This window comes from Daejeonella sp. H1SJ63 (assembly GCF_029360775.1).
GTDB lineage: Bacteria > Bacteroidota > Bacteroidia > Sphingobacteriales > Sphingobacteriaceae > Daejeonella.
Window position 1 is genome coordinate 86,851 of record NZ_JARKMZ010000007.1, and the last position, 25,201, is coordinate 112,051.

Consider the following 25,201-nt stretch of genomic DNA (forward strand, 5'->3'; position numbering starts at 1 on the left):
TTGATAAAAAATTATTAAAAACGCACGAAATGAAACATCAAATATTAAATAATATTAGAGTATACCTTTATTTGGGTATAGCAATTCTGGCTATTAGCTCAGGATGCACAAAAAACTACTCGGAATTAAATACTGACCCAACCCGATTAACAACGTTAAACTCGGGAGACGTAAAGGGTCTATTTACTAATGCAGAATATATGGCTATGTATTCCGGAAGGTCATCTGCAGAATATCAATATGCACAGGGCTTCTTTGCTGATTTATTTGCTCAATATTCAGCAATTACTGCAACATTTGACCCCACCGACAGATACAATATTGCCCAGGAGTGGATTCAGGAGCAATGGATTGCAACTTATACTAAATCCTTACCTCCGCTTATGTCTATTTTAAAGGAAACAAAAACTCCTGAGACCAAAGCGCTCAATTCCATTGCAAGAATCTGGAAAGTATTCGTAATGCACCGTGCAACAGATTATTATGGCCCGATCCCTTACTCAAAAATCGGATCAGACAGTACTGCAATATCTTATGATTCCCAGAAAAGTATTTATATGGATCTTTTTAAGGAGCTAAAGGAAGCTACTGATGTACTTAATGCTAATATTTCACAGCCTTCTTATGGAGATAAGGATGTTATTTTCAATGGAGATAACAGAAAATGGGTAAAATTTGCTAATACACTGCGCTTAAGATTAGCATTAAGAATTTCTGACGTAGAACCGGCAATGGCAAAGGTGGAAGCTGAAGCTGCTGTAGCAGGTGGAACCATGACTGAATTAAGCGATGATGCATATCTGAAAGTTGGCGGTGTAAACTATAACGGATATAACAGACAGTCAGGATGGAACGAGTTCAGAATGAGTTCAACGATGGAGAGTATTTTAGGAGGCTACGATGATCCCAGACTTAGTAAATTTTGGGCTCCGTCTGTTAATACAGGTAAATATGCAGGAGTAAGAAATGGAATGAATGTCGCAGAAATTGTAGCCCCTGCTAATGATCCGGATAATACATCAGGTCCAAGCGCCGCGCTGCTTCCGTCGAGCATGTTCAAAACACCTTCAACTGTAATGTATACTGCAGAAGCATATTTTCTTCGTGCTGAAGGTGCATTAAACGGATGGAATATGGGAGGAACTGCCAAAACATTTTATGAAAAAGGAATAGAAATGTCTCTTAAGACATGGGGGATTTCTGATGATGCGCTTATCAATGATTACATAAACAGAACAGCCTTACCTAAGGCTCCGGGTGGATATTTTAATACTCCGGCCTTAACTGACATCCCGGTTAAATTTGCCTCCGATACTGAAAAACAGCGTGAGCAGATTCTTACTCAGAAATGGATCGCATTATTTCCGGAAGGTCATGAGGCCTGGGCTTCTATCCGGCGCTCCGGCTATCCAAAGCTATATCCACTAATCCATTCAGATAACCCTGATGTACCTGCTACCATGGTTATTCGCAGAATACCATTCTTAAACTATGACAGAGACAGAAATGGTGCTGCAGTAAAAGCTGCTGAGGCTTTATTAGGCGGCCCTGACAATGCCAGCACAAGACTTTGGTGGGATGTGAAATAATTTCAAAGTCAGAAATTTATTACAGAAAGAGCCTAAACAAACAATCAATATTTCTATCCTGAGCAACTATAGATAATTACTCAGGATAGAAATATTCAATTGCTATAAACATATCCGGCAATTGAACAACTGGTTCCGGATAATAGTATTGAATAAAACGATTTTTTCGGTACTTATAAAATGTGTTATAGTGTATTTCAGTTAATCTATTGATACTTAATCTGGCAAAATATACTCCCAGAATTAATTATTTTTAAAATAAAAAATGAACCCAACATGATTAAAATAATCATTAAGCACACAGGGCAATGATTATTTTAATCATCAAAGGCTCCATCCCGCACGTGCGGGATTAAAACCAAGAAAAATAATCTGATGAAATTATCAAAATATCCATTCAGGAGAATTGAATTCCCCACTGCTCTTTTAATAGGTAGCTTTATTACTTTGAGCATTATTATATTTTATGGATGTAAAGTCTCCAACAAGCTCCCTCATTCAGATACTGATAATGGAGGTCTATTTTTGCCGGGTGATTTTGAAGCAGTAACTGTGGTTGATAGCATTGGCAGAGCCCGGCATCTGGTAGTTAATGATAACGGAGACATTTACGTTAAATTAACTTTTAACCCAAAAATGAACAGGTATGGTGGAACAGTCGGACTTCGTGATACCAACAATGATGGCAAAGCTGATTCAATTATCTATTTCGGTGATTATCAGGACGTAGGCGGATCTGCCGTTGGTGTAACTATACATAATGGCTACCTGTACACAAGCACGGTAAATCAAGTACTCAGAAATAAATTAACCCCCGGCGAATTAGTTCCGAAGAGCAAGACAGAAGTGATTCTTACCGATCTGGATCAAAATGTGGCAAAGAACTGGCATACTACCAAACCTCTGGCATTTGACAAAAAAGGATATATGTATGTCCCATTCGGATCCCCGTCTGATGCAGGCCAGGATATCACAAAATACGGGCCTATCGGCATACCCGGTGGAAAGGGGTTAGATCCATCTCCGGAGCGTGTAAATCATGCCGGTATATGGCGTTTTGATGCAAACAAACTAAATCAGACACAAAAGGATGGCTATAAATTTGCTACCGGTATCAGGAGTGTTGTAGGCATGACCTGGAGTCCGCTTGACGATAACCTGTATGCTGTAATGAATGGTATTGATAATTTCCATACCATCTACCCCGAACTTTATACTGCCTGGCAGGGTGCTGTTCTTCCCTCAGAGCCGCTTTTGAAAGTAACTGAAGGATCTGATTTTGGATGGCCATACGCCTATTATGACCATATACAAAAAAAGAACATTTTACAGCCGGGCTATGGGGGCGACGGTAAAATAATTGGCCGGGCTGCTGAATTTGATCTCCCGGTTATCGGTTTTCCTGGTCATTGGGCACCAATGGATATCCTGTTTTACCAGGGTAATCAATTTCCTGACAGGTATAAACAGGGAGCCTTCGTTGCTCTTCATGGCTCAACAGATCGCTCGCCTTATCCTCAGGCTGGATACATTGTTTGCTTTGTTCCATTTGAAAATGGAAAAGCAAAAGGGGATATAGAAATTTTCGCAGATGGCTTTACCGGAGTGGATACAGTTGTTAATACCAGCGATGCTGTATACAGACCAATGGGCTTATCTACCGGCCCGGATGGATCTTTATACATTTCAGAATCAAACAAAGGAAAAATCTGGCGCATTATGTACAAAGGCGACAAGAAAAAGTTTGGGGAGGCTCAATTAGCAGAAATGGAAAAGCGTAAGACCAGATCTTATATTAAAGAACCTGACGTAATCAAAGATAATCTCCACAGAGGTGATATGCTGGCAGGTGGCATATTGTATAATACGTATTGTGCAAGCTGCCATCAGCAAAATGGAAAAGGTGATAACAATCGCTTCCCTCCTCTGGCCGGTTCAGATTGGGTAACCGGAGATAAAAAGAGACTTCTTGGAGCAATATTAAACGGACTGCAGGGAGAAATTAAGGTAAACGGGCAAACATGGGATGGATTAATGCCTGCTCATGGTGGTTTTTTGGATGACCATGCAATTGCGTCAATCGCAACATATATCCGCCAGAACTTTGGGAACAAAGCTGATGCTGTGACCAGTATGGAAGTAAACAAGGTTAGAAACACCTCAAAATAATTTAACAGAACTACCGCAATCAGTTAAATAATAAGAAAGCTTAAGATGAGCAATATATTATCGGTTTAGTATGAGTTGGTTTATAGATTCCTGTGAATTACTCCGGTAAAATCTATAAACCATTATCAATATATAACCCCGATATAAAAAGTAAAGAAATGGCCCCTTGATTATGAGGAAAGAATTAAAATATCAAAAACAGAACCCGGATTTATGAGAACTGCAATTTTATTCATCTTTCTTGTACACTTTAATTATACGGCAAGTGCGCAATCAAATACAGAAAGAACGTACAATCTTGTAGTCGGCACCTATACTAATAAAGAAAACACCAATGGTATCCACGTTTATCGTTTTGATACTCAAACTGGCCAATCCAGTTTTCGTTCAAAAATAGTTGGCATAAAAAATCCGTCCTATCTGGCCATCAGTAAGGATGCAAAAAATGTGTATTCAGTTAGTGAAGTTGACAAGGGAACTATCCAGGCATTTTCATTTAATGCTCATACCGGAGAACTTAAATTCATAAATAGTGCAGATGCAGGTGGTGATGGCCCCTGCTATGTATCAGTTAATAACAATAAAAATCTGGTATTTGCTGCCAATTATGATTCAGGAAGCCTGGCAGCAATACGAGTCGAAGGCAACGGATCTTTAAATCCGGATATACAAAAAATACAACATGAGGGTAGCACTGATAACAAAGTGCTACCCCATGTTCATTCAGTAGTATTAACACCTGATGAACGCTATCTTCTTGCATCAGATCTGGGCACTGACAGGGTGAATATTTACAAAGTAAATTCACAATCTTCACCAATATTATCGCCTGCTAAGACACCTTTTATCAATGTGAGTAAGGGTGGCGGACCAAGACACCTGACATTTCACCCAAACGGAAAATTTGCTTATCTGATCTTAGAGATGGGCGCAGCAATCGTTGGATTTGATTATAAAGATGGCAAATTGAAGACTAAACAGACTATATCAATGCTTGCCCCCGATTTTAAAGGGAAGGTTGAGGCTGCTGATATTCATATTTCTGCTGATGGAAAATTTTTGTACGGTTCAAACCGTGCTGATGCAAACGAAATCGTAATCTACTCCATAGCCAAAAATGGAATTTTAAAATATGCAGGCCGCCAGACCGCCCTTATTAATACTCCCCGGAATTTTGCAATTGATCCCAGTGGAAAATATCTCTTAGTTGCCAACAGTGGCAGTAATGAGATAATTGTTTTTAATCGGAATAAGAAGTCCGGGTTGATTAATCCAAGCGGTCAAAAAATACCGGTAGAGAAACCGGTTTGCCTGAAATTTGTTAAGATGGATTAAAATAGTTTCAAATCAAGTATAAAGAGTCATAGCATCTCCATAGTCTTCTCCCGGGATGCTGATATGGTTTAAAGTATGAAACATAAACAATTTAACAGCCCCTATATTCATCAAAAATTGCAGATTGACCATAATAGCATAATTAATAGCACATTATAATTACCGGCACTTCTAAAAATCACTAAATCATGTACTCATGAACATCTCTTCCCATTACACTCATTGACATACAACAGTGTATTAGGAGAATATTTGTAAATTAAAGTTTCAATTTGTGATGGAACTAAGAGCTTAACGGAAATTTCCGAAGCTAACAATCGCACTTAGAAATACACAGGATTTGCTTATACAAACAGTTTTGCGATACATCTCCTGCAATTGCATTAATGACCTTTATCATTAAAAACAATGAATAGAAAAAAATTCATAGCTGCAGCCTCTGTAATTGCGATAGCATCGATTAAGAAAAACTCATTAATGAGTGCTGTGATGCCTGAATCTGCCAAACTTCTGCCCATCGTTGACACCCATCAACACCTGGCTGATATCGTTCGCTTTGGCAAAGACTGGACATCCCCCCCGGTTCCAGGTAATTATGACATGAAGGCTTATATGAATGCAACGCACAATATCAATATGGTGAAGGCTGTTTACATGGAAGTAGCCGTACCTGTGGCCAGAAGACATGAAGAGGCACTTTACGCTATTGAAATGTGCAAAGACAAATCTAATCCAACCGTTGGAGCTGTAATAAATTCTGATCTGCGAAGTCCTGATTTCGAATCTTATATGGTTCAATTCAAAGGTTCTCCATACATTAAAGGAATCAGACATGGTTTCCGCTCTACATCGGAAATGCAGGATCATCAAGTGATCAAAAACACCAAAATACTTGGCGACCTCAACATGAGTCTGGATTTTACCATATCGCCGTCATGGCTGCCTTCCATCTCAAATCTGATCAAAGAATGTCCAAATACCCGTTTTCTTGTCAATCATTGCGGAAATGCTGACCCCAGAGCTTTCATGGATCCTGTCGCTGCAGGCGGCAAACCCAACCATGACGCCAGTGAATGGATAGCCACAATGAAAAATGTGGCTCAGAATAAAAATGTGGTTTGTAAAATTTCCGGAATCATCTCCATCAGCCCGGGATATCCGAAATCTGCAGAAACACTCGGACCGGGTATCAATCATTGTCTGAATATTTTTGGTCCGGACCGTGTGATGTTCGCCAGCGACTGGCCATGGTGCTTAAAAGGCAGTGAACTTGAAAACTGGGTTAATATTTTGAAAGAGATTGTAAAAGACAGACCTTATAAAGAACAAAAAAAACTGTTCTATGATAATGCTGTTAAATTCTATAATATTTAAGAAGCTCGTATAACCTCATCTGTTTTATGCTATTTTCACCCTCCCCGAAACAAAATATCCTATTGCTGACAGTCTGCTTATTGGCGTCCATTGCATTTAATTCCTGCCGGAATAACCTTGCAAACAAAGAATGGGAAGTTTATGCCGGAGGCAAGGAGCGACAGGCTTATTCCCCGCTTAGCCAGATTGATACCAACAATGTCAAAAATTTAAAGGTAGCATGGGTTTATCATACCAAAGACGCTGATAAATCAAGCCAGATCCAAACCAATCCATTAATCATTGATGGTGTTTTATACGGCACCTCACCTCAATTGAAGCTATTTGCAGCTGATGCTGCAACAGGTAAAGAAAAATGGGTCTTTGATCCGGCGTCAAGCATGCTTATAGACAACGCCGGAAAGCAAAGTTATGGTCTTAATGTTTGCCGCGGAATTGCTATTCATAAAGGAAAAAACAATGAACACCGGATTTTTTATACCGCAGGATCATCCCTATACAGTATTAACAGTGCAACAGGAAAACCTGTTAGCAGCTTTGGAAAAGATGGACGGGTTTCTTTACATGACAATCTGGAAATGAACAGGGATATCAGCAACCTGAGAGTCACCTCTACTTCAGCCGGCATGATTTACAAAGATCTGATCATCATGGGAAGCAGTCTTTCTGAAGAGGAAGAGGCAGCTCCCGGGCATATCAGGGCATATGATGTCTACACCGGAAAAATGAAATGGCTTTTCAGAACTATTCCCGCCCCGGGAGAAAAGGGTTATGAAACCTGGGAGGATCCCGAAGCTTACAAGTATGTAGGAAGTGCCAACGCATGGGGTGGTTTTAGTTTAGATGAAAAAAGAGGAATTTTATACGCTTCTACGGGTACTGCAAATGCAGATTACTATGGGGGTAAACGAAAGGGTAATAATCTTTTTGGCAATAGTATTCTGGCACTGAATGCGGAAACAGGGAAATATATCTGGCATTTTCAGGCAATCCATCACGATTTATGGGATTGGGACTTCCCAACAGCTCCAGCACTCCTAACTATAAAGAAGGATGGTCAGTCGATTGATGCCCTGGTACAAACCAGTAAACAGGGGTATATTTATTTACTGGATCGTGTTACCGGAAAACCTGTCTACCCGATTGTAGAAACTCCGGTACCTGCTCATTCTGATCTGGATGGTGAGCAACCCTCACCTGTACAACCCATCCCGACAGTCATTCCGGCATTTGCGAGACAGGGCATTTCTGAGGCTGATCTTAATAAAAATATCCCCGATTCTTCTTATCAGGAACTTTTGAAACGATTTCGCAGCTATAAAAGTGGCCCCATGTTTACTCCGCCAAGTTTAGAAGGCACCCTGGTATTCCCCGGACTTACCGGCGGTGGGGAATGGGGTGGCCCGTCGGTAGATCCGGAAAGTGGAATTATGTATATCAATGCGAATGAATTACCCTGGATTGTAACAATGCAGGATACCCGTATAAAACAACCTGTAAAAAAGAAACAAACTAATCTGGAGGCTGGTATAGCATTGTATACCAAAAATTGCAGTGGCTGCCATGGTACCGATCTGAAAGGCTCGGGTAACTTCCCGGCTCTGACAGACCTGCACAAACGCTATAAAGAAACAGCCTTTAAAAATCTGATTACTTCAGGGAGAAGAATGATGCCTTCCTTTAAAAATCTCAGCGAAGCCGATAAAAATGCTGTTGCCTCCTATCTTCTGAAAATTGAACCCAAACAAAAGGATGAATACATCCCGGAGATTAAGAAAAAGCATCCTTTCTATGAAGCACCATACCGGCTTGGTGGCATCAGGCAGTTTTTAACTTTAGAAGGATATCCGGCCGTAAGTCCGCCATGGGGTACCCTTCAGGCCATTGATCTTAATAATGGTAAAGTTGTGTGGAAGGAGCCTCTCGGAGATCATCCCGACATGAAGGCCAAAGGCATACATTCAGGCACGGAGAACTGGGGAGGATCGGCAGTGACTGCAGGCGGACTTGTTTTTATTGCCGCCACCAGTGATGAAATGTTCAGAGCTTACCACAAAAAAACAGGAAAATTATTATTTGAAACCAAACTTCCTGCAGGAGGTTATGCCACACCTGCGATTTATAGCATCAAAGGGAAACAATATGTGGTTATTGCATGCGGAGGTGGTAAAATGAGAACTAAATCTTCAGATACTTATGTTGCATTTACTTTGCCTGATAAGTGATTAAAATTACTGGCTTAAATATATACGATTAATATTTTTTCATGAAAGTTAAATCAATTAAGCACATATTTATATCGGCGTTTATCCTGTCGGGATGCGATACGATGAATAAAATAAATAAGCCCCTGCCTAAGCTTGAACATGGCTTATACAACATCAGTTTAAACAAGCAGATAATGGAAGTTGACCCATATTCAGGCGGCCGTATCAAATCATTAAAACTCGATGGAAAGGATTTTCTGACAGACAGCACTGTAAATAATTTCAATTGGGGATCTACTTTCTGGCTAAGTCCGCAAAGCGATTGGAGCTGGCCCCCCTCCGCAGAAATTGACAACAAGGCTTATACAGCGAAGGTAAATAAGGATCAGCTGATTATGATAAGTCCGAAGGATCCCAAAACAGGTATTGTGGTTAAAAAGATATTTTCAGCAAATAAAAAAACAGATTCATACAAATTACAATATATTCTGAGCAACCTATCTGATCGATCTCAAAAAATTGCACCCTGGGAAGTAACCCGTGTACATATTAACGGACTCGCTTTTTTCCCGTTTGGTAAAGGAGAGCGCAGAGGAGGATTGATCCCATATACTACCGAAAAAGACGGGATCAGCTGGTATCAATATCGGGCGCATCAGGTACCCGCAAAAGGTGACCGGCAATTATATTCAGATGGTGCAGAAGGCTGGCTGGCAGAGGTAAATGGAGATATGATCCTGATTAAAAAATTTCAGGATATCCCCTTTGAGAAAAATGCACCAAATGAAGGCGAAATTGAATGGTATGCAAGTCCGGTGGTTCAGGGGAAAAGCTATGTAGAAATTGAACACCAAGGAGCTTATGAAGAACTAAAGCCAGGAGAATCTGTTAACTGGCAGGTTGAATGGTTTCTTCGGAAACTACCATCAAATATAAAGCAGGAGGAAGGCAATTCGATTTTAGTTAATTATGTTCGAACAATTGTAAAGTAAACACCTGCTTAATTGAATATTAATGTATTTTAAACTTTTAATTACATCATCACATGGTCAAATTTAGTGCGAAGAAAATATCAATTCTACTCTCCTTCATTAGTATTCTGATCTATACCGGCTGCAAAGTATATCCTGCTTTTGAAAAGAATCTTAACCTGGAGCGTACCTGGTCTGTATATAAGGCAGATGCAGCAAGTACAGGATATTCTATACTTGATCAGATCAATACAAAAAATGTGATTGAGATTGAACCTGCCTGGACTCATAAATTCAATGATGCACCGGAAGGTTCACGCGGCGCAAACAGCGAAAGCAATCCGATCATTATCGATGGAGTAATGTATACCATGTCGGGTAGGCACAGGGTTTATGCACTAAATGCAAGCACCGGCGAGGAAATCTGGGCATTCGACCCTTTCAATGGTGCTGCAGGTGGAGGTATAGGCCGCGGAGTTACCTATTGGGAAGATGGCACCGATAAACGTGTCCTGTTTACGGGTGGCGATAAATTATTTGCTCTGAATGCTGAAACAGGGAAATTAATTAAATCATTTGGTAACGATGGCTGGGTAAGCATGAATATTGGTATGCGCGGCGATCCGGATAAGATATCTGTAATTCCAACATCTCCCGGAATTGTATTTCAGGATTTATTGATTATCGGCAATGAGGTTTCTGAATTATATGGTGCAGAACCAGGATATATACGTGCTTACAGTATTAAAAGCGGTAAACTTGAATGGACCTTCCATACTGTCCCCAAGCCCGGACAGTTCGGATATGAAACCTGGCCAAAAGATGCCTGGAAATATGTTGGAGGTGCCAATAATTGGGGTGGTATGAGTCTGGACGAAAAGCGCGGCATGGTATTTTTCGCTACCGGCTCCCCTACCTACGATTATTATGGCAAAGACCGCATCGGTGAGAATTTATTTGGCAATTCAGTAGTAGCGCTTGATGCTAAAACAGGAAAGTACAAATGGCATTTTCAGACCGTACATCATGATCTTTGGGATTATGATCTTCCTGCTCCGCCAAACCTGATCACCGTGGTTCATAATGGCAAAAAAATTGATGCTGTTGCCCAGACTTCCAAACTTGGATATATCTATACCTTTAACCGCGATACAGGTGAACCGCTCTTCCCGATCGAAGAACGTCCGGTTCCGGCTTCTGATATCCCCGGAGAGCAGGCCTGGCCAACACAGCCTTTCCCAACCAAACCTGCACCTTATGCAAGACAAATGGTAACAAAAAACGATATCATGAATTACTCAAAAGGCTCTTATGATACCCTGATGATGAGATTCAATGCATTTCGCTACGAGGGTCCATTCACTCCGCCTTCAGTGCAGGGTACCTTCATGCTTCCGGGTAGCCGCGGTGGATCAAGCTGGGGAGGTGGATCAGTAGATCCGAACAAAGGAATTATTTACGTAAAATCAAATGACTCTCCTGAGATAGCAACTATGAAAAAAGTTGTTGAGAATGAAACATCAAACCTTTCGGTTTATAATCAGGGAAAGGCTCTTTACAACACATTTTGCATAAGTTGTCACATGGCAGATAAAAATGGCGATGAGCAGGGAAATCCTTCACTTCTGGCAATAGAAACCCGGCTAAGCCGTGAAGATGCTCTGAATAAAGTCAAGCGTGGTGGTGGTAAAATGCCTTCTTTTGCCAGTGTTATTGCCGGCAAGGAAGAAGCAATTATTTCTTATCTCTTCGACAAGGAATCAAGTGCTGAACGACCTTCAAGAGAGCAGAGTTTCCTGAAAGAAATTCAGGAGAATGAATCTGCAAATAAAGCCGGACTAAGTACTCCTAAGGAAGATAAATACCTGAACCTTACCGCTTACGGGCAATTTCTGGATAATCAACGCAGGCCGGGTATTAAACCACCATGGGGCCAGCTGCATGCGATTAACCTGAATACCGGAGAATATGAATGGTCGATCACTTTGGGTAATCAGGCCGAAGGGCAATTACCGGGGGCTCCGGAAACAGGAGCAAGTGGTTCGGCAGGACCATTGATCACAAAGGGCGGCCTTGTATTTATTGGAAGTACCCGCGACAGGAAGTTCCGTGCATTCGACCAAAAAACAGGTAAGAAGCTATGGGAAACAACTCTTCCGGGTATTGCAAATGCAAACCCATCCACTTACTGGAGTAAAGGAAAACAATATATTGCTGTTTCGGTAAGCGGCGATGCAGCTAATCCTGCCGGCTATATGATAGCTTTTGCTTTACCGGGGAAATAAACTTTAATTGGAAAGTGAATAATTAATTGGAAAATGAATACGCTCATCGGGATTTGTACTCCCGAGGCAGCGGATCATAAATGTGTAATAAGCTACCTTTGGATGGCAAATCCGAAAAAACAAATTATATACTGATGAACCCATCATGATTTTGCCAAAACCCGCAGGGGTATGATTATTAAATCATGATCGCCCTGCCTACCGCAGGCAGGCCTGCCTACCGGCAGGTAGGTTCATCGCCTTTAAAAAACAAAAAAATAAACGGATGAAAAAAACAGAAGAAATTGCTTTCAGCGCACCCGGCTCCCGCCTTTATTCATTGGATGCCTTACGGGGTTTTGATATGTTCTGGATCATGGGAGCAGAAGAAATATTCCATAGTCTTGCAAAAATCACAGGCTTTCCGCTGTGGGTAAGCATGGCACAACAACTTACTCACCCCGACTGGAATGGATTTCATTTTTACGATCTTATCTTTCCGCTTTTTCTTTTTTTAGCGGGAGTTGCAACGCCCTATTCTGTAGGGCGTGATCTGGAAAATGGCAAAACCCGTAAACAATTACTGTTTAGAGTAATCAGAAGAGGGCTGGTACTTGTATTGCTTGGAATAGTTTACAATAATGGTTTGAGTATTCGCGGGAGTATTGATGATTACCGCTTTTGCAGTGTATTAGCCCGCATCGGACTTGCCTACATGTTTGCAAATATCATTTACCTGTACAGCAGACAAACAGCACAGATTATCTGGTTTTCAGCTCTGCTGATTGCTTACTGGCTACTTTTGAAATTTAATTCCGCACCCGGATTCGCCCCCGGCGATCTGAGCATGGAAGGTAATTTTGCTTCGTATATTGATCGTTCAGTTCTTCCAGGCAGACTTTACCTCAAAATACATGATCCTGAAGGACTGCTATCTCTTATCCCATCCATCAGTACTGCCCTTCTGGGTATCCTGACAGGTAGCTTACTCAAAAAAAGTGCTAAACCCAAGAAAGAAAAAGTGCTTTACATGGCTGCTACGGGTATAATCTTTATTATTTTTGCTCTGATATGGAATCAGGATTTCCCAATAAATAAAAATCTGTGGTCAAGTTCTTTTGTGATGCTTGTTGGCGGAATCAGTCTGATCCTGCTGTCCTTATTCTATTATATCATTGATGTTCTGGGTTATAAAAATTGGGCGTTCTTCTTTAAAGTAATTGGCATGAATTCAATCTTAATCTATATTTCGGGACGATTTATTGATTGGGAGTACGCCAATAATGGCTTCTTCACCTGGCTGTTTCAACTTACCGGTGAACCGTATGATGCGGTGGTAAAGGCTGTATTTTTTGTACTTGTACAATGGGGCTTCTTATATTTTCTTTATAAGAAGAAAGTATTTCTAAGGGTTTAAACTATAAAAGGGCAGAAAAATCCGCTTTGAGTAGTATTCCTTTTTTTTGGGTATATATTTTTAATTTTTTCAGTATGATTAATCCTTCTTTTTCAGGCAAGATATGTCTCCTTGCCTTGTTATTGTCAGCTTCAGGTATGTATGCACAGAACACCCGGGCTCCTAAAGCGCTGGTTCCGCCAAAAGCTCTGAGGCCTGATATTAAAGTGGAGCATGTTATGGGCGTAGCACCTAAAAGTGTCCGGATATTATACGATGAATCAACAGGAAATGTATTTTTCACCTGTTATGACGGAGAGGTTTATCAGGTAAAAAACATTCAGGATAAAAATCCTGTTGCAGTAAAAATCCTGTCTGTTGAAGACCATGCCATTCCACGTCTGCAGGGAGCGGCAATTTATAAGAATACACTTTTCCTGACAGGCAATACCAAGGTAAATAACGGACTGGGGAATAAAGGAAGAATGGTTCGCTATGATCTTAACCCAAATGAAAAACCCCGGATGTCTGTGGTATTCAATACGGTTGAATATGGCACTAACCGCACAGTATTTGATCATGGATGGAATGCACTGGAGATCAGCCCGGATGGAAAATATATTTATGTAAACAGCGGAGCACGTACTGACCACGGAGAAGTACAGGACAATAACGGAGCATGGCCAAATGCCAGAAACGGAGCATTGACTTCACGGATTTTTCGTTTTCCATTCGACTCGAAAGATCTTGTATTACCTGATGATGAAGCAAAGTTAAAAGCTGATGGCTACATTTATGCCGAAGGTATCCGCAATGCCTACGATCTTGCATTTGATGCCGCCGGGAATCTCTTTGCAGTATCTAATTCATCTGATTATGACCATAATGAGGATATGTTTTGGGTCAGAGAGGGTCATCATTATGGATTCCCATGGATAATTGGCGGGATTGAAAATCCTCAGCAATATCCAGACTGGCAGCCGGATCCTGATACTGATCCATTCATTCCAAGAAGTGCTCACGCATGGGCTGTAAGATACTTCAGAAACGATCCTGATTTCCCGAAAATTCCGACCGGAGTTAAATTTTCTCCCGGTATACAAAATTTAGGCCCCGATGCTAATGAGTACAGAGGGCATTCAGGAAAAGTACTGGATGGCGACCTTACCGGTGTAACTGTAAGCACCTTCACTCCGCATAGCTCTCCACTTGCTTTATTTTTTGACAGAAAAAAAGTTCTTTCAAAAGATTTCAGAGCCGATGGTTTTACGATCAGGTATTCATTGGGTGCCCGATCAGCATTGATGAAGCCATTTACAGATCAGGGAGCTGACCTTCTGCATCTGGATTTGTCGTACGATAAAACCACTGATAATTATTTTGTAAAAACAACCAGAATAGTGGAAGGATTTAATGCAGCAACCGATGCCGTGATGATAAAAAATAACATATTAGTTATTGAATATGGAGTTACAGGCGGTAATATATGGAAGATTAGTCTGCCGAAATAAATCCTTTACTGCATAGAATTAGATTTAACATATTACATTTAAGCAAATACCTGAAAAATGAAAAAAATATTCCTGTTATTCTTTTTAATCATTACAACTTTCTCAAGCCGGGCACAGAATTACACTATTCTGATTAAGGGCGGTCATGTAATTGACCCTAAGAATAATATCAATGAGCCAATGGATATTGCCATTAATGGAGATAAGATTGTACAGGTTGCAAAGAACATCGATCCCAAAACAGCGAAGCAGATAGTAAATGCATCAGGTTTATATGTAACACCCGGGTTAGTCGATATTCACTCTCACAATTTTCACAGCATGAGACCTGGAGATCCTGTGGCTGACGGCTTTACATTTCGCAGCGGAATAACAACTACAGTTGATGCCGGAAGTTCGGGATGGAAATCATTTGAGACTTTCAAAGAAGAGGTTATCGACAAATCAGAAACCCGTGTACTTGCCTGGCTCAATATAGTAGGTGAAGGTTACAAAGGAGGTGCATACGAGCAAAATCTTGGCGATATGGATGCAAAACTAACTTCGATTGTAGCCCGCAGATATAAAGATCACATCATAGGAGTTAAGACTTCGCACTATAACGGACCTGAATGGACCCCGGTTGACCGGGCTGTTGAGGCAGGTAAACTGGCCGGTGATATTCCGGTCATGGTCGATTTCGGGGGCACAACGCCGGCACATTCCATAGAAGAACTCTTTTTTAAGCACCTCCGCCCGGGAGATATCTTCACTCATTGTTTTGCAGAACTTGGTGCGTCGAGGGAGTCTATTGTTGATCCAAAAACAAAGAAAGTAAGACCTTTTGTTTTTGAAGCTCAAAAAAGAGGGATTGTATTCGATGTAGGCTTTGGCGGCATAAGCTTTGCTTACTCTCAGGCTATTCCAGCCCTGCAACAGGGATTTTTTCCAAACTCTATCAGCACAGATATGAACAAGGGGGCTATTAACGGGGCGATGAAAGACTTATTAACAGTAATGTCGAGATTTATTGCGATGGGAATGGATTTGCCGGCCGTAATAAAGGCTACCACTTTAAATCCTGCTAAAGAGATAAATAGAGAGGATCTTGGAACACTTTCTGTAGGCTCTGTTGCCGACATTTCTGTCTTCAACATGAGAGAAGGTAAATTCGGCTTGTTTGATTATACCGGATATAAAATCAATGCCAGCAAAAAACTTGAATGTGAATTGACCATAAGAGCCGGTAAAATTGTTTACAATCTGAATGGAATTTCAGATCCTGTGGTACTTAACGGAGGCCGGCAGAATCATTAATTTAACCCTGAATCCCACTCTTAAAAATTCATTCTGCTTTGTTTGCCATTGCAGAATGAATTTTAAGAGCGTGTTATTTAACAATCTTAACAATCAACTGGGAGGTGAAAGAACTATTATACCCGTATAGCATAATATGGTACACCCCGGAGGCCGGATTTGTGAATGTACAAGCTTCGTCTGCCCTGTTCGATTCCACACTGCCGCAATCAGCTGTCCATGAGTAAGTTGGAGTGAGTACTACCACTGGGTCACTTCCTTTCCTGACAAACATATCTGCCATATTATAATAATAAGATCCTGCCAATTCTGTAGTTCTTATTTCCATCTGTTTTACTCCAGTAGGCACCGTAATCTTAAATATCTTCTTATCTCCTCTTTCACCGCTTACTTTCTGATCAAATAAAACCTCAGCATTACTTCCTACCCCCCCCCCGGTTCCAGTACTCCCTCCGGTATTTTTAACCCCTTTATTTATGGTATATGAAGCTGAACCGTCAGGCGTAATTTTAAGTTTATTATCAATAATTTCTGCATTCCCCCAAACCAAAAAACCGAATCCGTTATTATTACGCACATATCCCCTCCATTTATTATTGCCTGTAAGAGCCATTCCAATTGCAAATGGATCTCCTGAATTTATTCCGGTTTTACTGCTTCCGGCAGTGACAAAAGTAGCCCGCTCTCCGCTTAGTTCAACCTGCCATCCATCACCCAGATCAAAAACTCCTGCCCAATACCCTTCCCATGCTTCTTCAATCGCATCAGACACTTTTTTACATCCCGAAAAAGTCGTAGTTAAAGCAATTGCCAACATCAAAGTTGCAAGCTTATTCATAAAGCAGAATCTATTTTTCATGTTTTTTTTACTCAAAACTATTACGGGAGTTCCTGAAATAAAATACTCAGATATTGGTATATTGAAAGTTTATATTGGGTACTCCAATAACTCTGCTGAGCCTGTTACAGTAAATATTAAGCTGCCTTGCCGGGAGGTTAAAAAGCAAGTATTTTGCAAATTCAGAATTATAGCCTCCATAATATAACCTTGATCATCAGATAAATAGAAGAAACAAATCGCAAGAAATCTACAATTACCGCCTCAAAATCCGGGCTGCTACTAATCCATAAGTTAAACTCAATCATTTGGTTCAACTCTCCAATAGCTCCCCGGTTAACTCATTAAATTGTTTAGTATCTTAGGTTAAACATAAGATACAGCCAATGCCTCATAGAACCAATAATGCATTCAGGAACAGGGTATATCGAATTGTCTTCGAATCAGATACCCGGGCCGGAAGGCTTTTTGACCTTATCCTTCTCTGGCTCATCCTATTCAGCATACTTTCTGTATTCATGGAAAGTGTGGCGGGCTTTCGCGAAAAATACATTAATCAAATACACCTTGCTGAATGGATATTTACCATATTATTTACCATTGAATACATATTAAGAGTCTACAGCAGTTATAAGCCGTTAAAATACATTTTCAGTTTTTATGGCTTAATTGACCTGATATCCTTTATTCCGAATTATCTCAGTTTTTTCTTTGCCGGTGTACAATACCTGATGGTTATCCGGGCATTCCGATTGTTAAGAATATTCAGAATTTTAAAGCTGAGCCGCTATCTCGATCAGGGGAATATTTTAAAAAATGCACTGAAGGCAAGTTCTCACAAAATCATTGTTTTTATTGCCAGTGTAATAACCGTAGTAACAATTATTGGCACTCTGATGTACATTATTGAAGGGGAAGAAAGCGGTTTCTCCAATATCCCTGTCAGTATCTACTGGGCAATTGTAACAATCACTACAGTTGGATATGGAGATATTTCTCCGCAAAGTCCACTCGGACAATTTCTCGCAAGCATTCTGATGATTATCGGATATGGCATCATTGCTGTTCCAACGGGAATTGTTACCGTGGAAATGGCCCGGGCCAATGATGAGGCGCGCAAAAAATGCCCTGCATGCCAATCGCCGGTCTACCCAAAGAACGCAAATTTCTGCGCTCATTGTGGCATGAAATTCTTGCATGACCCCAATTAGCATCCATAAAAAACTTCTTCCTGCATGAACAGGTTTGGCTTTAAATTGGAATTGGCTAAAATCGACAATTTGTTTCTAATCAAACTCCTGATTCGAAATTATGACAGGATTATCCTATTTTCATAACAGAAATTAAAATGATGAATATTTCAAACTTCAAACCCGTATATATTGCTGCACTGTTACTTTTCAGTCAGTGCAGTATGGCGCAAAATGATAAAGGCAGAATTGATTTCGAAACCTACAATCCACCTTCATCACTGGTTGTACCGGAGCATGTTTTAACAAGAGCCAAATTCCCATTCATTGATGTTCACAACCATCAGGGCAATATGCCTTCACAAAATCTTAAGGCCCTGTTATCAGAGATGGATAAGCTGAATATGAGGACTATGGTCAACCTGAGCGGAAGAAGCGGTGATTTTCTGACCCTTGCTGTAAAAAATGCAAAACAAGCTGATCCAAACAGATTAATTGTATTTGCAAACCTGACTTTTTCAGGAATCGGAGAAACCGGCTGGGGACAAAAAGCAGCACAACAATTGGAAGAAGATGTAAAATCAGGTGCTCAGGGCTTAAAAATATTTAAGAATCTGGGCTTTTCTGTTAAAGACAATGCCGGAAATTTGATCAGGGTAGATGATCCTGCACTCGACCCGGTATGGGCAAAATGTGCCCAATTAAAAATCCCTGTACTGATCCATACTGCTGATCCAAAACAATTCTGGGATGAAGCAAATGAACAAAACGAGCGCTGGCTTGAACTTTTAACCCAGCCAGGAAGAAAACGCAGCAAATCGGATGGATTTTCATGGGAGGAGCTTATTCAGCAGCAACATAATCTGATCAGAAAACATCCGGAGACAAACTTCATCATTGCCCACTTTGGCTGGTATGCCAATAATCTGGATCAGCTGGGAAAACTACTCAATACCTATCCGAATATGAATGTTGAATTCGGAGCCATTATAGCTGAGCTGGGAAGGCAGCCAAGAAGAGCGAAACTATTTTTCGAAAAATATCAGGACCGGATTCTGTTTGGAAAAGATAGCTGGGTACCTTCAGAATACAGCACTTACTTCAGGGTGCTGGAAACAGAAGATGAATATTTTCCATACCATAAAAAGTATCATGCTTACTGGAAAATGTATGGTATAGGCCTGAGTGATGATGTTCTGAAGAAAATATATTATAAAAATGCAATCAGGCTGATTCCGGGAATTGATAAAACACAATTTCCAGATTAATATTAAATCTATCCGGATCTTCTAAACGATCAGTCCGGATAGATTACCTTTTCTTTTAACAATTCGCTGCAGAGCGAGCATATTCCGCATCAGATAACGAGGCATATGATAATGTTCCAGCACTTTGGTAGCAGGAGGTGAAACTTTTCTTCCTCCGCCGAAAGTCCGGAAGGCAAAATCAGGGCAGTGCATTTTTTGAGATAAGATTCCTTCTGGAAAAGCTGTTATCTGCCATCCTGCTTTTCAGATATTCTCAGGCTCCAGTTCATGATGTCCTTTCAGCATCCCAACAAATTCCGGATTGATTTTTATCGATTTACTCTTGCAATACTGAATAATATCATTACCCAGACGGGTATTTGAGTGATTGAAGCGAACCTGCTTATTGATCTGAATAAAACCGATTTTAGTCAGCCATTCAGGCATTCTATCCCCGGCCTTTTCCGGCATATAAACCGTACAGTCGCTAAAGCTAACACCCAGTTCTGCATCCAGGTCATAAATACGCTTCAGAGTTTCATCCACCTCAGGAACAAACTCCGTATTCATAAATCCAAAACGACCTGTAAATGGCGCTGCATCTTTTACAATTCTGCTTATAGAGCAATTATCAAATCGAAGATTTGCAGTTCCTCTTCCGGCATAAATATCCAGGTTCCGGCAGCCTTCAAATCTGATATCAGGATACAATGCATCCGGGCGCTTACTGCCCGATGAGTCATTGATGTAGAAGTGAACATTATCTTTTGCAGCGCTAAGCGGAATCGCATTCAATTTTTCCAAGTCCACATTGCGAACCAGAATGCGGCTATTGCTTTCCATTCTAACTCCATCATAAGAACCTTCCTTCTGCATATAATATTTAGAACAGTCGTAAAGCTGGAATAAACGCAGCCCCTGCTTGCGCCCGCGGACACTGACATTGCTGATATCCATTTGCTGAGGGAAGAACAATTTTACCTTATCGGCATTATTAACCCATTCTGAAGTCTTCATAAGCCAGCAAACTGCCTTGCTTTGCTCCTGCCCGATAAAATCAACCACCATATCCTGCACACTGAGTGTACGGCCGTAACCAATAGGATATTTAAAATCAAAATCTGCAGTAACAAACTGCAATACCGAAACCTGTGTTGCACCTGTACGTGGCACTAATCTGCAGTTCTTTATGCGAATGTCACCATCCCATTTAGCCCCATAATCTGCCCTGAATGAGATGAATGCATTGGTATTGACCAAAGTATTCTCAACAAAAAGATCTCCTCCACCGGTCAGTGTTAGTCCGCGCTGCCCTACCTTACTGTCTTTGATATACAGATTCCAGCAATGGAAATGCACATCAACACGGTTCAGCATACAATTCTCAATGCGGAAATTCTTGGTAAGATTGGTACCGAACACACCCCAGTGCACCGGACTACCCTCTGCTGTAATATTCCTGAAGGTCACGTTCATCCAGCGATTGCCTGAGATTCCATATGTTCCCTGGGGCACCATTGGTACACCCGGCCTGTCCTTTTCCCATGGGATCAGTCTGATATTTTCAACCACCAAATCATAAACCATTTTCAGGGAATAGAAGCCGCTGCGCTGAATTTTAGCCACATCCTGCTTACCGGGCTCCAGGCCAACCCACTGATTGGACAAGAGAGTACGGCTGCGCTCAATACGGATCCCGTTTTCCAGATAGTTCCCCTCATTATCTCCCGAGAGATAAAAAGTTCCGCCGGTAATATTTAAGTAACTATCACTGGCCGGATAAGCCATCAGACTGGTATAATCTTTAAAAGTCCAGGCCATTTCTCCAACAATACGCCCATGCTCCTCTACATAGAAAAGCTCTTCCCTGGCCCAACCCTTACTGATTCCCGTGCTCTGATTTCTTAGACCAATCATATCATTGGAATCGGCAACAATAACTAAACAATTTTTATAGGGTGCAAGCTCCGGAATTACCTGGGCACCGGGCTTCAGCTGACTGATCAAAGAACGCCGGGCTGACTCATTCAACTCTATCGGATAAGGAGCAACATCACTTAAAACCTTAAACCGGGGTTCCTTACCATTAAATTTCTCATCGAAATGGAAAACACTTTGCCCCCAGTCAACATTCGTTTTGATTATAATTGCTGTTGTTTCCCTGAACCAGTATTCACCACTCAGGTTAATTACAGGAATACGCCGGGTATTGGCATAATTATGCGCTGCCTTAATCTGAACCCCATCGTCGTTTTTCTTATCGCCAACAGCACCAAAAAGTTTATAATTAACAACACTTATATTAATTAGTTCTGCAATAAGTCCCTTTTGCAAAGTAATTACACTACCTCCGTCTGCACTTAAATCAGCAGCAGCTGTTCTGATCAGATAGGTGCCCTGCCCACCGTCGCCGGATTGATAATATCCTCCGGTTTGAACCACATTGCCGGCTTTAAGCGAACTGCTTGACTTTAATTCAGTAAGACTTGAATAAAATTGTATGCTTTCGCCTTCCTTCAGCAGCGTCGCAGATTGTGTAAGACCTGCCTGCGCATTAGACGCAAGCAAACCAAGACCGGTCAGGCCAAAGCCGCTTATTATCTTACGCCTGCTTAATTTCTTTTCCATAAATATGTTTAATAGGTTTGATGTTAGTCGGAAAGATTATTCTTATACGTCTCCGGCACAAAGAAAATGTTAACAACAATTCCGATAAGAATAAGAGCCAGCGGATAAGCCAGACCAACAAACGGAGAGGCAGCGAATCCAATAACTACACTTGCGCGAATGAGTTCAGTCATGACCGGTGTTGATCCCCCAATCGCCCCGTTACCAACATTGTACACAAAACCCATGCTGGTGTATCTGATCTTCGTTGGGAACATTTCCATCAGGAAAGCACCCATCGGACCATAAACCATGGTTCCGGAAATGGTTAGTATAAATACCAATCCAATAAAAATCAGGGTGGTAGGTGTATCGATATGCTGGATAGTATCCAAACGCTGCGGATTCCCCAATTCAAGGAATAAGTAGAACATAATCGGAATGATAATAAGTCCCAGAATCATTCCCGGAAGTATCACTTTTTTACGGCCTATTTTATCACTCAGTGCCCCGAATATCTGGAAAAATGGCCCGGCAAGAAGAATTCCTGTTGCCATGATCAGAAGAGCTGTAGTATCAGGCAGCTTAACAGTCCGCTGAAGAAAGAACAGCGTAATAAACTGATTGGTTTGCATGATGGCACTTTGGGCAGCATTACCTCCAAAGATAGCGCCCAGGATCAGGCCGATATTCTTTTTGGTTTTGAATGTTTCTTTCACGGGTGCCTTGCTCGTCTTACCTTCACTTTTCAGCTGGGCAAAAACCGGACTTTCATGAAGCCTGCGACGGATATAATAACTGGCGATTACCAAAATCGCACTGAAAAGGAAAGGAATCCTCCAACCGAAAGAGTTGAAACTTTCCTCGCTCATGATGCTTTTGGTTGAAAAAACAACAACCAGACCCAGAATCAAAGCAATTGAAGATGTTGTTTGTATGAATCCGGTATAAAAACCTCTCTTATTCTGAGGCGCATGTTCAGCAACGTAAATAACTGCTCCTGAATATTCGCCGCTGATTGCCAAACCCTGCATTAATCTGAGTATCAGAAATAATATTGGTGATACCCATCCAGCCTGTTCAAATGTTGGAATACAACCGATTAAAAATGTGGCTCCACCCATCAATAAGAGTGAAACAAGGAAGGTATATTTACGACCGATCTTATCCCCGAAATTTCCAAACAAAAGTGATCCGAAAGGTCTGATCAGATAGGTTGTAGCAACTATTCCTAATGTTTCAATGAAATTATTACCCCCGGCAGGGAATAACTGCATGGATAGTATATTAGCCATGATCACAGCCAGCAAAAGATCATACCATTCGATGAGTGTACCTACAGAAGAGGCTATAATTACTAACCGAATATTATTCTTTTTTCCCGGCGCAATACTTTCTGCAGCAGCCAGTTCATTTGGGGGAGTGTGAGAATCCATTTATATTTTTACAGTTCTTTTAATTTTAACTTAAATTATAAATTTTTTGGATACTATGCTTAAATCAGGCAAGTAATTTATCGGATACCTGAACATTCCTATACACTTATTGTGATGATTAATGCGGTAAAATAATCTTGCAGATTATAGCATTGAGACTAATGACTGCTATATTTGAAATCGGTCAAGGCTATTCAGGCATAGACAAACAGACAACAGTTAACTGACAATCAGACCACTCTTCCTTGCTCCAGTTTCAGGGTATGCTTAACACAGGATGGCATTTCATGCTGATAATGGCTGACATAAATCAGACTCATATTACTCATTGAACAGATCTCATCAATAAGTCTTTTGAATTGCTCCTGCTGTGCAAAATCGAGTCCGAGGCAGGGCTCATCCAAAATCAGCAAGACCGGATTTTTAACCATAGCCCTTGCGAGCATCACAATCCGCTGAACACTCACAGGTACATTGCGGAACATGGTTCCGGCATATTCTTCAATCTCAAGAAGCTTCATCCAGCGCATGCATATCTCAGCATGCCTTTGGCCCGAAGCACGGAACAGCCCCAATGTATCATCAAAACCGGATTCGATAACCTGCATACAGGTATTTCCTGAAGGAAAATACTGAAACAATTCCGGCGATACATACCCGATCTTCTTTTTGATCTCCCAGATGCTCTCACCGCTTCCTTTACGCTGGTCGAAGAGAATGATCTTATTGGCAAAAGCCTGAGGATTATCTCCATTGATCAGACTCAGAAGGGTAGACTTGCCGGCACCATTATGCCCTAAAAGCATCCAGCGTTCACCTCGCTTCAACTTCCAGTTTACCTGATCAAGAATCAGTTTATCGCCATATTTGATCCTGACATTTTCCATCCCCACAATAAGATCATAATCAGGCCTTTGGGTTACCGAAAGCAATTGTTTTAGCTCCTCCCTGTTCATTTCTTTAGAATCTGTTAAAAAAACACTGTCGGGGTCAAACTCCTGCGAGGGAATCTTTCTGAGCATTTTGCCATTATCAAGAATAGCAATATGTGTAATTGCATCCGGAATTTCATTTGGCGGACTTGCCATGAGGATGCTGATGCCTGATCCGGCAATTTCAGTAAACAGATCATTAAAATCCCGACGCGAAGCTACATCCAGTCCGTTCAATGGATTATCGAGCAGAAGCAATACCGGGTTTTTGATCAATGCAGCGGCGAGCATCAGTCTTTTGGTTTCGCCATTAGACAATTTGATCAGCTCCTTATTAAGTAACGGCCTCAGATTGAGGCGATCAACTACCCTTTCAGAAGTCCATATTTCAGAAGGTCTGACAACTTTTACTGCCGACAGGTAATGTTCCACAGTTTCAGCATCTTCAGAATCACAGGAGTTAAAGCGCTGCTGATAATAGAAATCGGATGTATTTGAAAGGTTCCTGAATTCGTGACGGGCTGACACCTGCGTCATCAGTTTATACCTGTTAAAAAAAGGATCATCCTGATGGTGTTCACGAATATGATCATCAAAATAGGGATAACTGGCTTCTCCTCTGGCCATGGAGGCCTTACCCATGATAAAATCCAGAAAAGTACTCTTTCCGGAACCGCTTTTACCTACCAGAGCCCAGTTCTGACCTTTTTCGAGGCTGAAATTAAGCCCCTCGAAAACCAGGGTATTATACTGGCGAATACTTACGTTACTAAATGACAGGAGAAGATTATTCAAAGATCTGGCAATTATCGGTTCACTAGCTTCATTCGCAGGCCTCA

Annotated in this window: 17 protein-coding genes; 12 read left to right on the top strand and 5 right to left on the bottom strand. The window is 41.1% G+C overall.

Features of this window, described 5'->3' with window-relative positions; genetic code table 11:
- Positions 1 to 29 precede the first annotated feature (29 nt).
- The 10 genes from P2W72_RS02920 (at position 30) to P2W72_RS02965 (ending at position 16,112) form a co-directional block, all read left to right on the top strand.
- The gene (locus P2W72_RS02920) at positions 30 to 1,589 is read left to right on the top strand and encodes a SusD/RagB family nutrient-binding outer membrane lipoprotein (RefSeq protein ID WP_276359386.1); all 1,560 of its coding nucleotides are present in this window, start codon (positions 30 to 32) and stop codon (positions 1,587 to 1,589) included.
- 375 nt (positions 1,590 to 1,964) lie between these two features.
- A complete protein-coding gene (locus P2W72_RS02925; protein WP_276359387.1) occupies positions 1,965 to 3,758 on the top strand; it encodes a c-type cytochrome in 1,794 nt (597 codons plus the stop codon).
- A 213-nt stretch (positions 3,759 to 3,971) separates the two neighbouring features.
- On the top strand, positions 3,972 to 5,093 hold the full coding sequence (locus tag P2W72_RS02930) for a lactonase family protein (RefSeq protein ID WP_276359388.1): 1,122 nt from the start codon (positions 3,972 to 3,974) through the stop codon (positions 5,091 to 5,093).
- A gap of 408 nt (positions 5,094 to 5,501) precedes the next feature.
- The gene (locus tag P2W72_RS02935) at positions 5,502 to 6,467 is read left to right on the top strand and encodes an amidohydrolase family protein (protein WP_276359389.1); all 966 of its coding nucleotides are present in this window, start codon (positions 5,502 to 5,504) and stop codon (positions 6,465 to 6,467) included.
- A 62-nt stretch (positions 6,468 to 6,529) separates the two neighbouring features.
- Positions 6,530 to 8,692: a PQQ-binding-like beta-propeller repeat protein gene (locus P2W72_RS02940; RefSeq protein WP_276359390.1), complete on the top strand. Its 2,163-nt coding sequence runs from the start codon at positions 6,530 to 6,532 to the stop codon at positions 8,690 to 8,692.
- A 41-nt stretch (positions 8,693 to 8,733) separates the two neighbouring features.
- Positions 8,734 to 9,666 (top strand): DUF4380 domain-containing protein, encoded by a 933-nt coding sequence (locus P2W72_RS02945; RefSeq protein WP_276359391.1) that lies wholly within the window; start codon positions 8,734 to 8,736, stop codon positions 9,664 to 9,666.
- A 53-nt stretch (positions 9,667 to 9,719) separates the two neighbouring features.
- Positions 9,720 to 11,930, top strand: coding sequence for a PQQ-binding-like beta-propeller repeat protein (locus tag P2W72_RS02950; RefSeq protein WP_276359392.1), 2,211 nt, complete (start codon positions 9,720 to 9,722; stop codon positions 11,928 to 11,930).
- Between the two features lie 265 nt (positions 11,931 to 12,195).
- Positions 12,196 to 13,326 carry a DUF5009 domain-containing protein gene (locus P2W72_RS02955; protein ID WP_276359393.1) on the top strand — a complete coding sequence of 377 codons (1,131 nt, stop codon included), beginning with the start codon at positions 12,196 to 12,198 and terminating at the stop codon, positions 13,324 to 13,326.
- A gap of 74 nt (positions 13,327 to 13,400) precedes the next feature.
- A complete protein-coding gene (locus P2W72_RS02960; RefSeq protein WP_276359394.1) occupies positions 13,401 to 14,816 on the top strand; it encodes a PQQ-dependent sugar dehydrogenase in 1,416 nt (471 codons plus the stop codon).
- Between the two features lie 57 nt (positions 14,817 to 14,873).
- Positions 14,874 to 16,112 carry an amidohydrolase/deacetylase family metallohydrolase gene (locus P2W72_RS02965; RefSeq protein WP_276359395.1) on the top strand — a complete coding sequence of 413 codons (1,239 nt, stop codon included), beginning with the start codon at positions 14,874 to 14,876 and terminating at the stop codon, positions 16,110 to 16,112.
- A gap of 73 nt (positions 16,113 to 16,185) precedes the next feature.
- On the opposite strand, the gene P2W72_RS02970 is transcribed toward P2W72_RS02965, so the two are convergent.
- Entirely contained in the window at positions 16,186 to 16,950 is a 765-nt protein-coding gene (locus P2W72_RS02970; RefSeq protein ID WP_276359396.1) for a PPC domain-containing protein, read from the bottom strand.
- A gap of 386 nt (positions 16,951 to 17,336) precedes the next feature.
- Between P2W72_RS02970 and P2W72_RS02975 the strand changes: the two genes are divergently transcribed.
- On the top strand, positions 17,337 to 18,161 hold the full coding sequence (locus P2W72_RS02975; RefSeq protein ID WP_276359397.1) for an ion transporter: 825 nt from the start codon (positions 17,337 to 17,339) through the stop codon (positions 18,159 to 18,161).
- Positions 18,162 to 18,298: 137 nt separating this feature from the next.
- Entirely contained in the window at positions 18,299 to 19,408 is a 1,110-nt protein-coding gene (locus P2W72_RS02980) for an amidohydrolase family protein (RefSeq protein ID WP_276359398.1), read from the top strand.
- A gap of 21 nt (positions 19,409 to 19,429) precedes the next feature.
- Here P2W72_RS02980 and P2W72_RS02985 read toward each other — a convergent pair whose 3' ends face one another.
- The 4 genes from P2W72_RS02985 to P2W72_RS03000 all read right to left on the bottom strand — a co-directional run bounded on the left by P2W72_RS02985 (position 19,430) and on the right by P2W72_RS03000 (position 25,157).
- Positions 19,430 to 19,600 carry a hypothetical protein gene (locus tag P2W72_RS02985; RefSeq protein WP_276359399.1) on the bottom strand — a complete coding sequence of 57 codons (171 nt, stop codon included), beginning with the start codon at positions 19,598 to 19,600 and terminating at the stop codon, positions 19,430 to 19,432.
- A gap of 51 nt (positions 19,601 to 19,651) precedes the next feature.
- Entirely contained in the window at positions 19,652 to 22,015 is a 2,364-nt protein-coding gene (locus P2W72_RS02990) for a hypothetical protein (RefSeq protein WP_276359400.1), read from the bottom strand.
- 23 nt (positions 22,016 to 22,038) lie between these two features.
- The gene (locus tag P2W72_RS02995; protein WP_276359401.1) at positions 22,039 to 23,430 is read right to left on the bottom strand and encodes an MFS transporter; all 1,392 of its coding nucleotides are present in this window, start codon (positions 23,428 to 23,430) and stop codon (positions 22,039 to 22,041) included.
- 230 nt (positions 23,431 to 23,660) lie between these two features.
- Positions 23,661 to 25,157: an ATP-binding cassette domain-containing protein gene (locus P2W72_RS03000; protein WP_276359403.1), complete on the bottom strand. Its 1,497-nt coding sequence runs from the start codon at positions 25,155 to 25,157 to the stop codon at positions 23,661 to 23,663.
- Between the last annotated feature and the right edge of the window lie 44 nt (positions 25,158 to 25,201).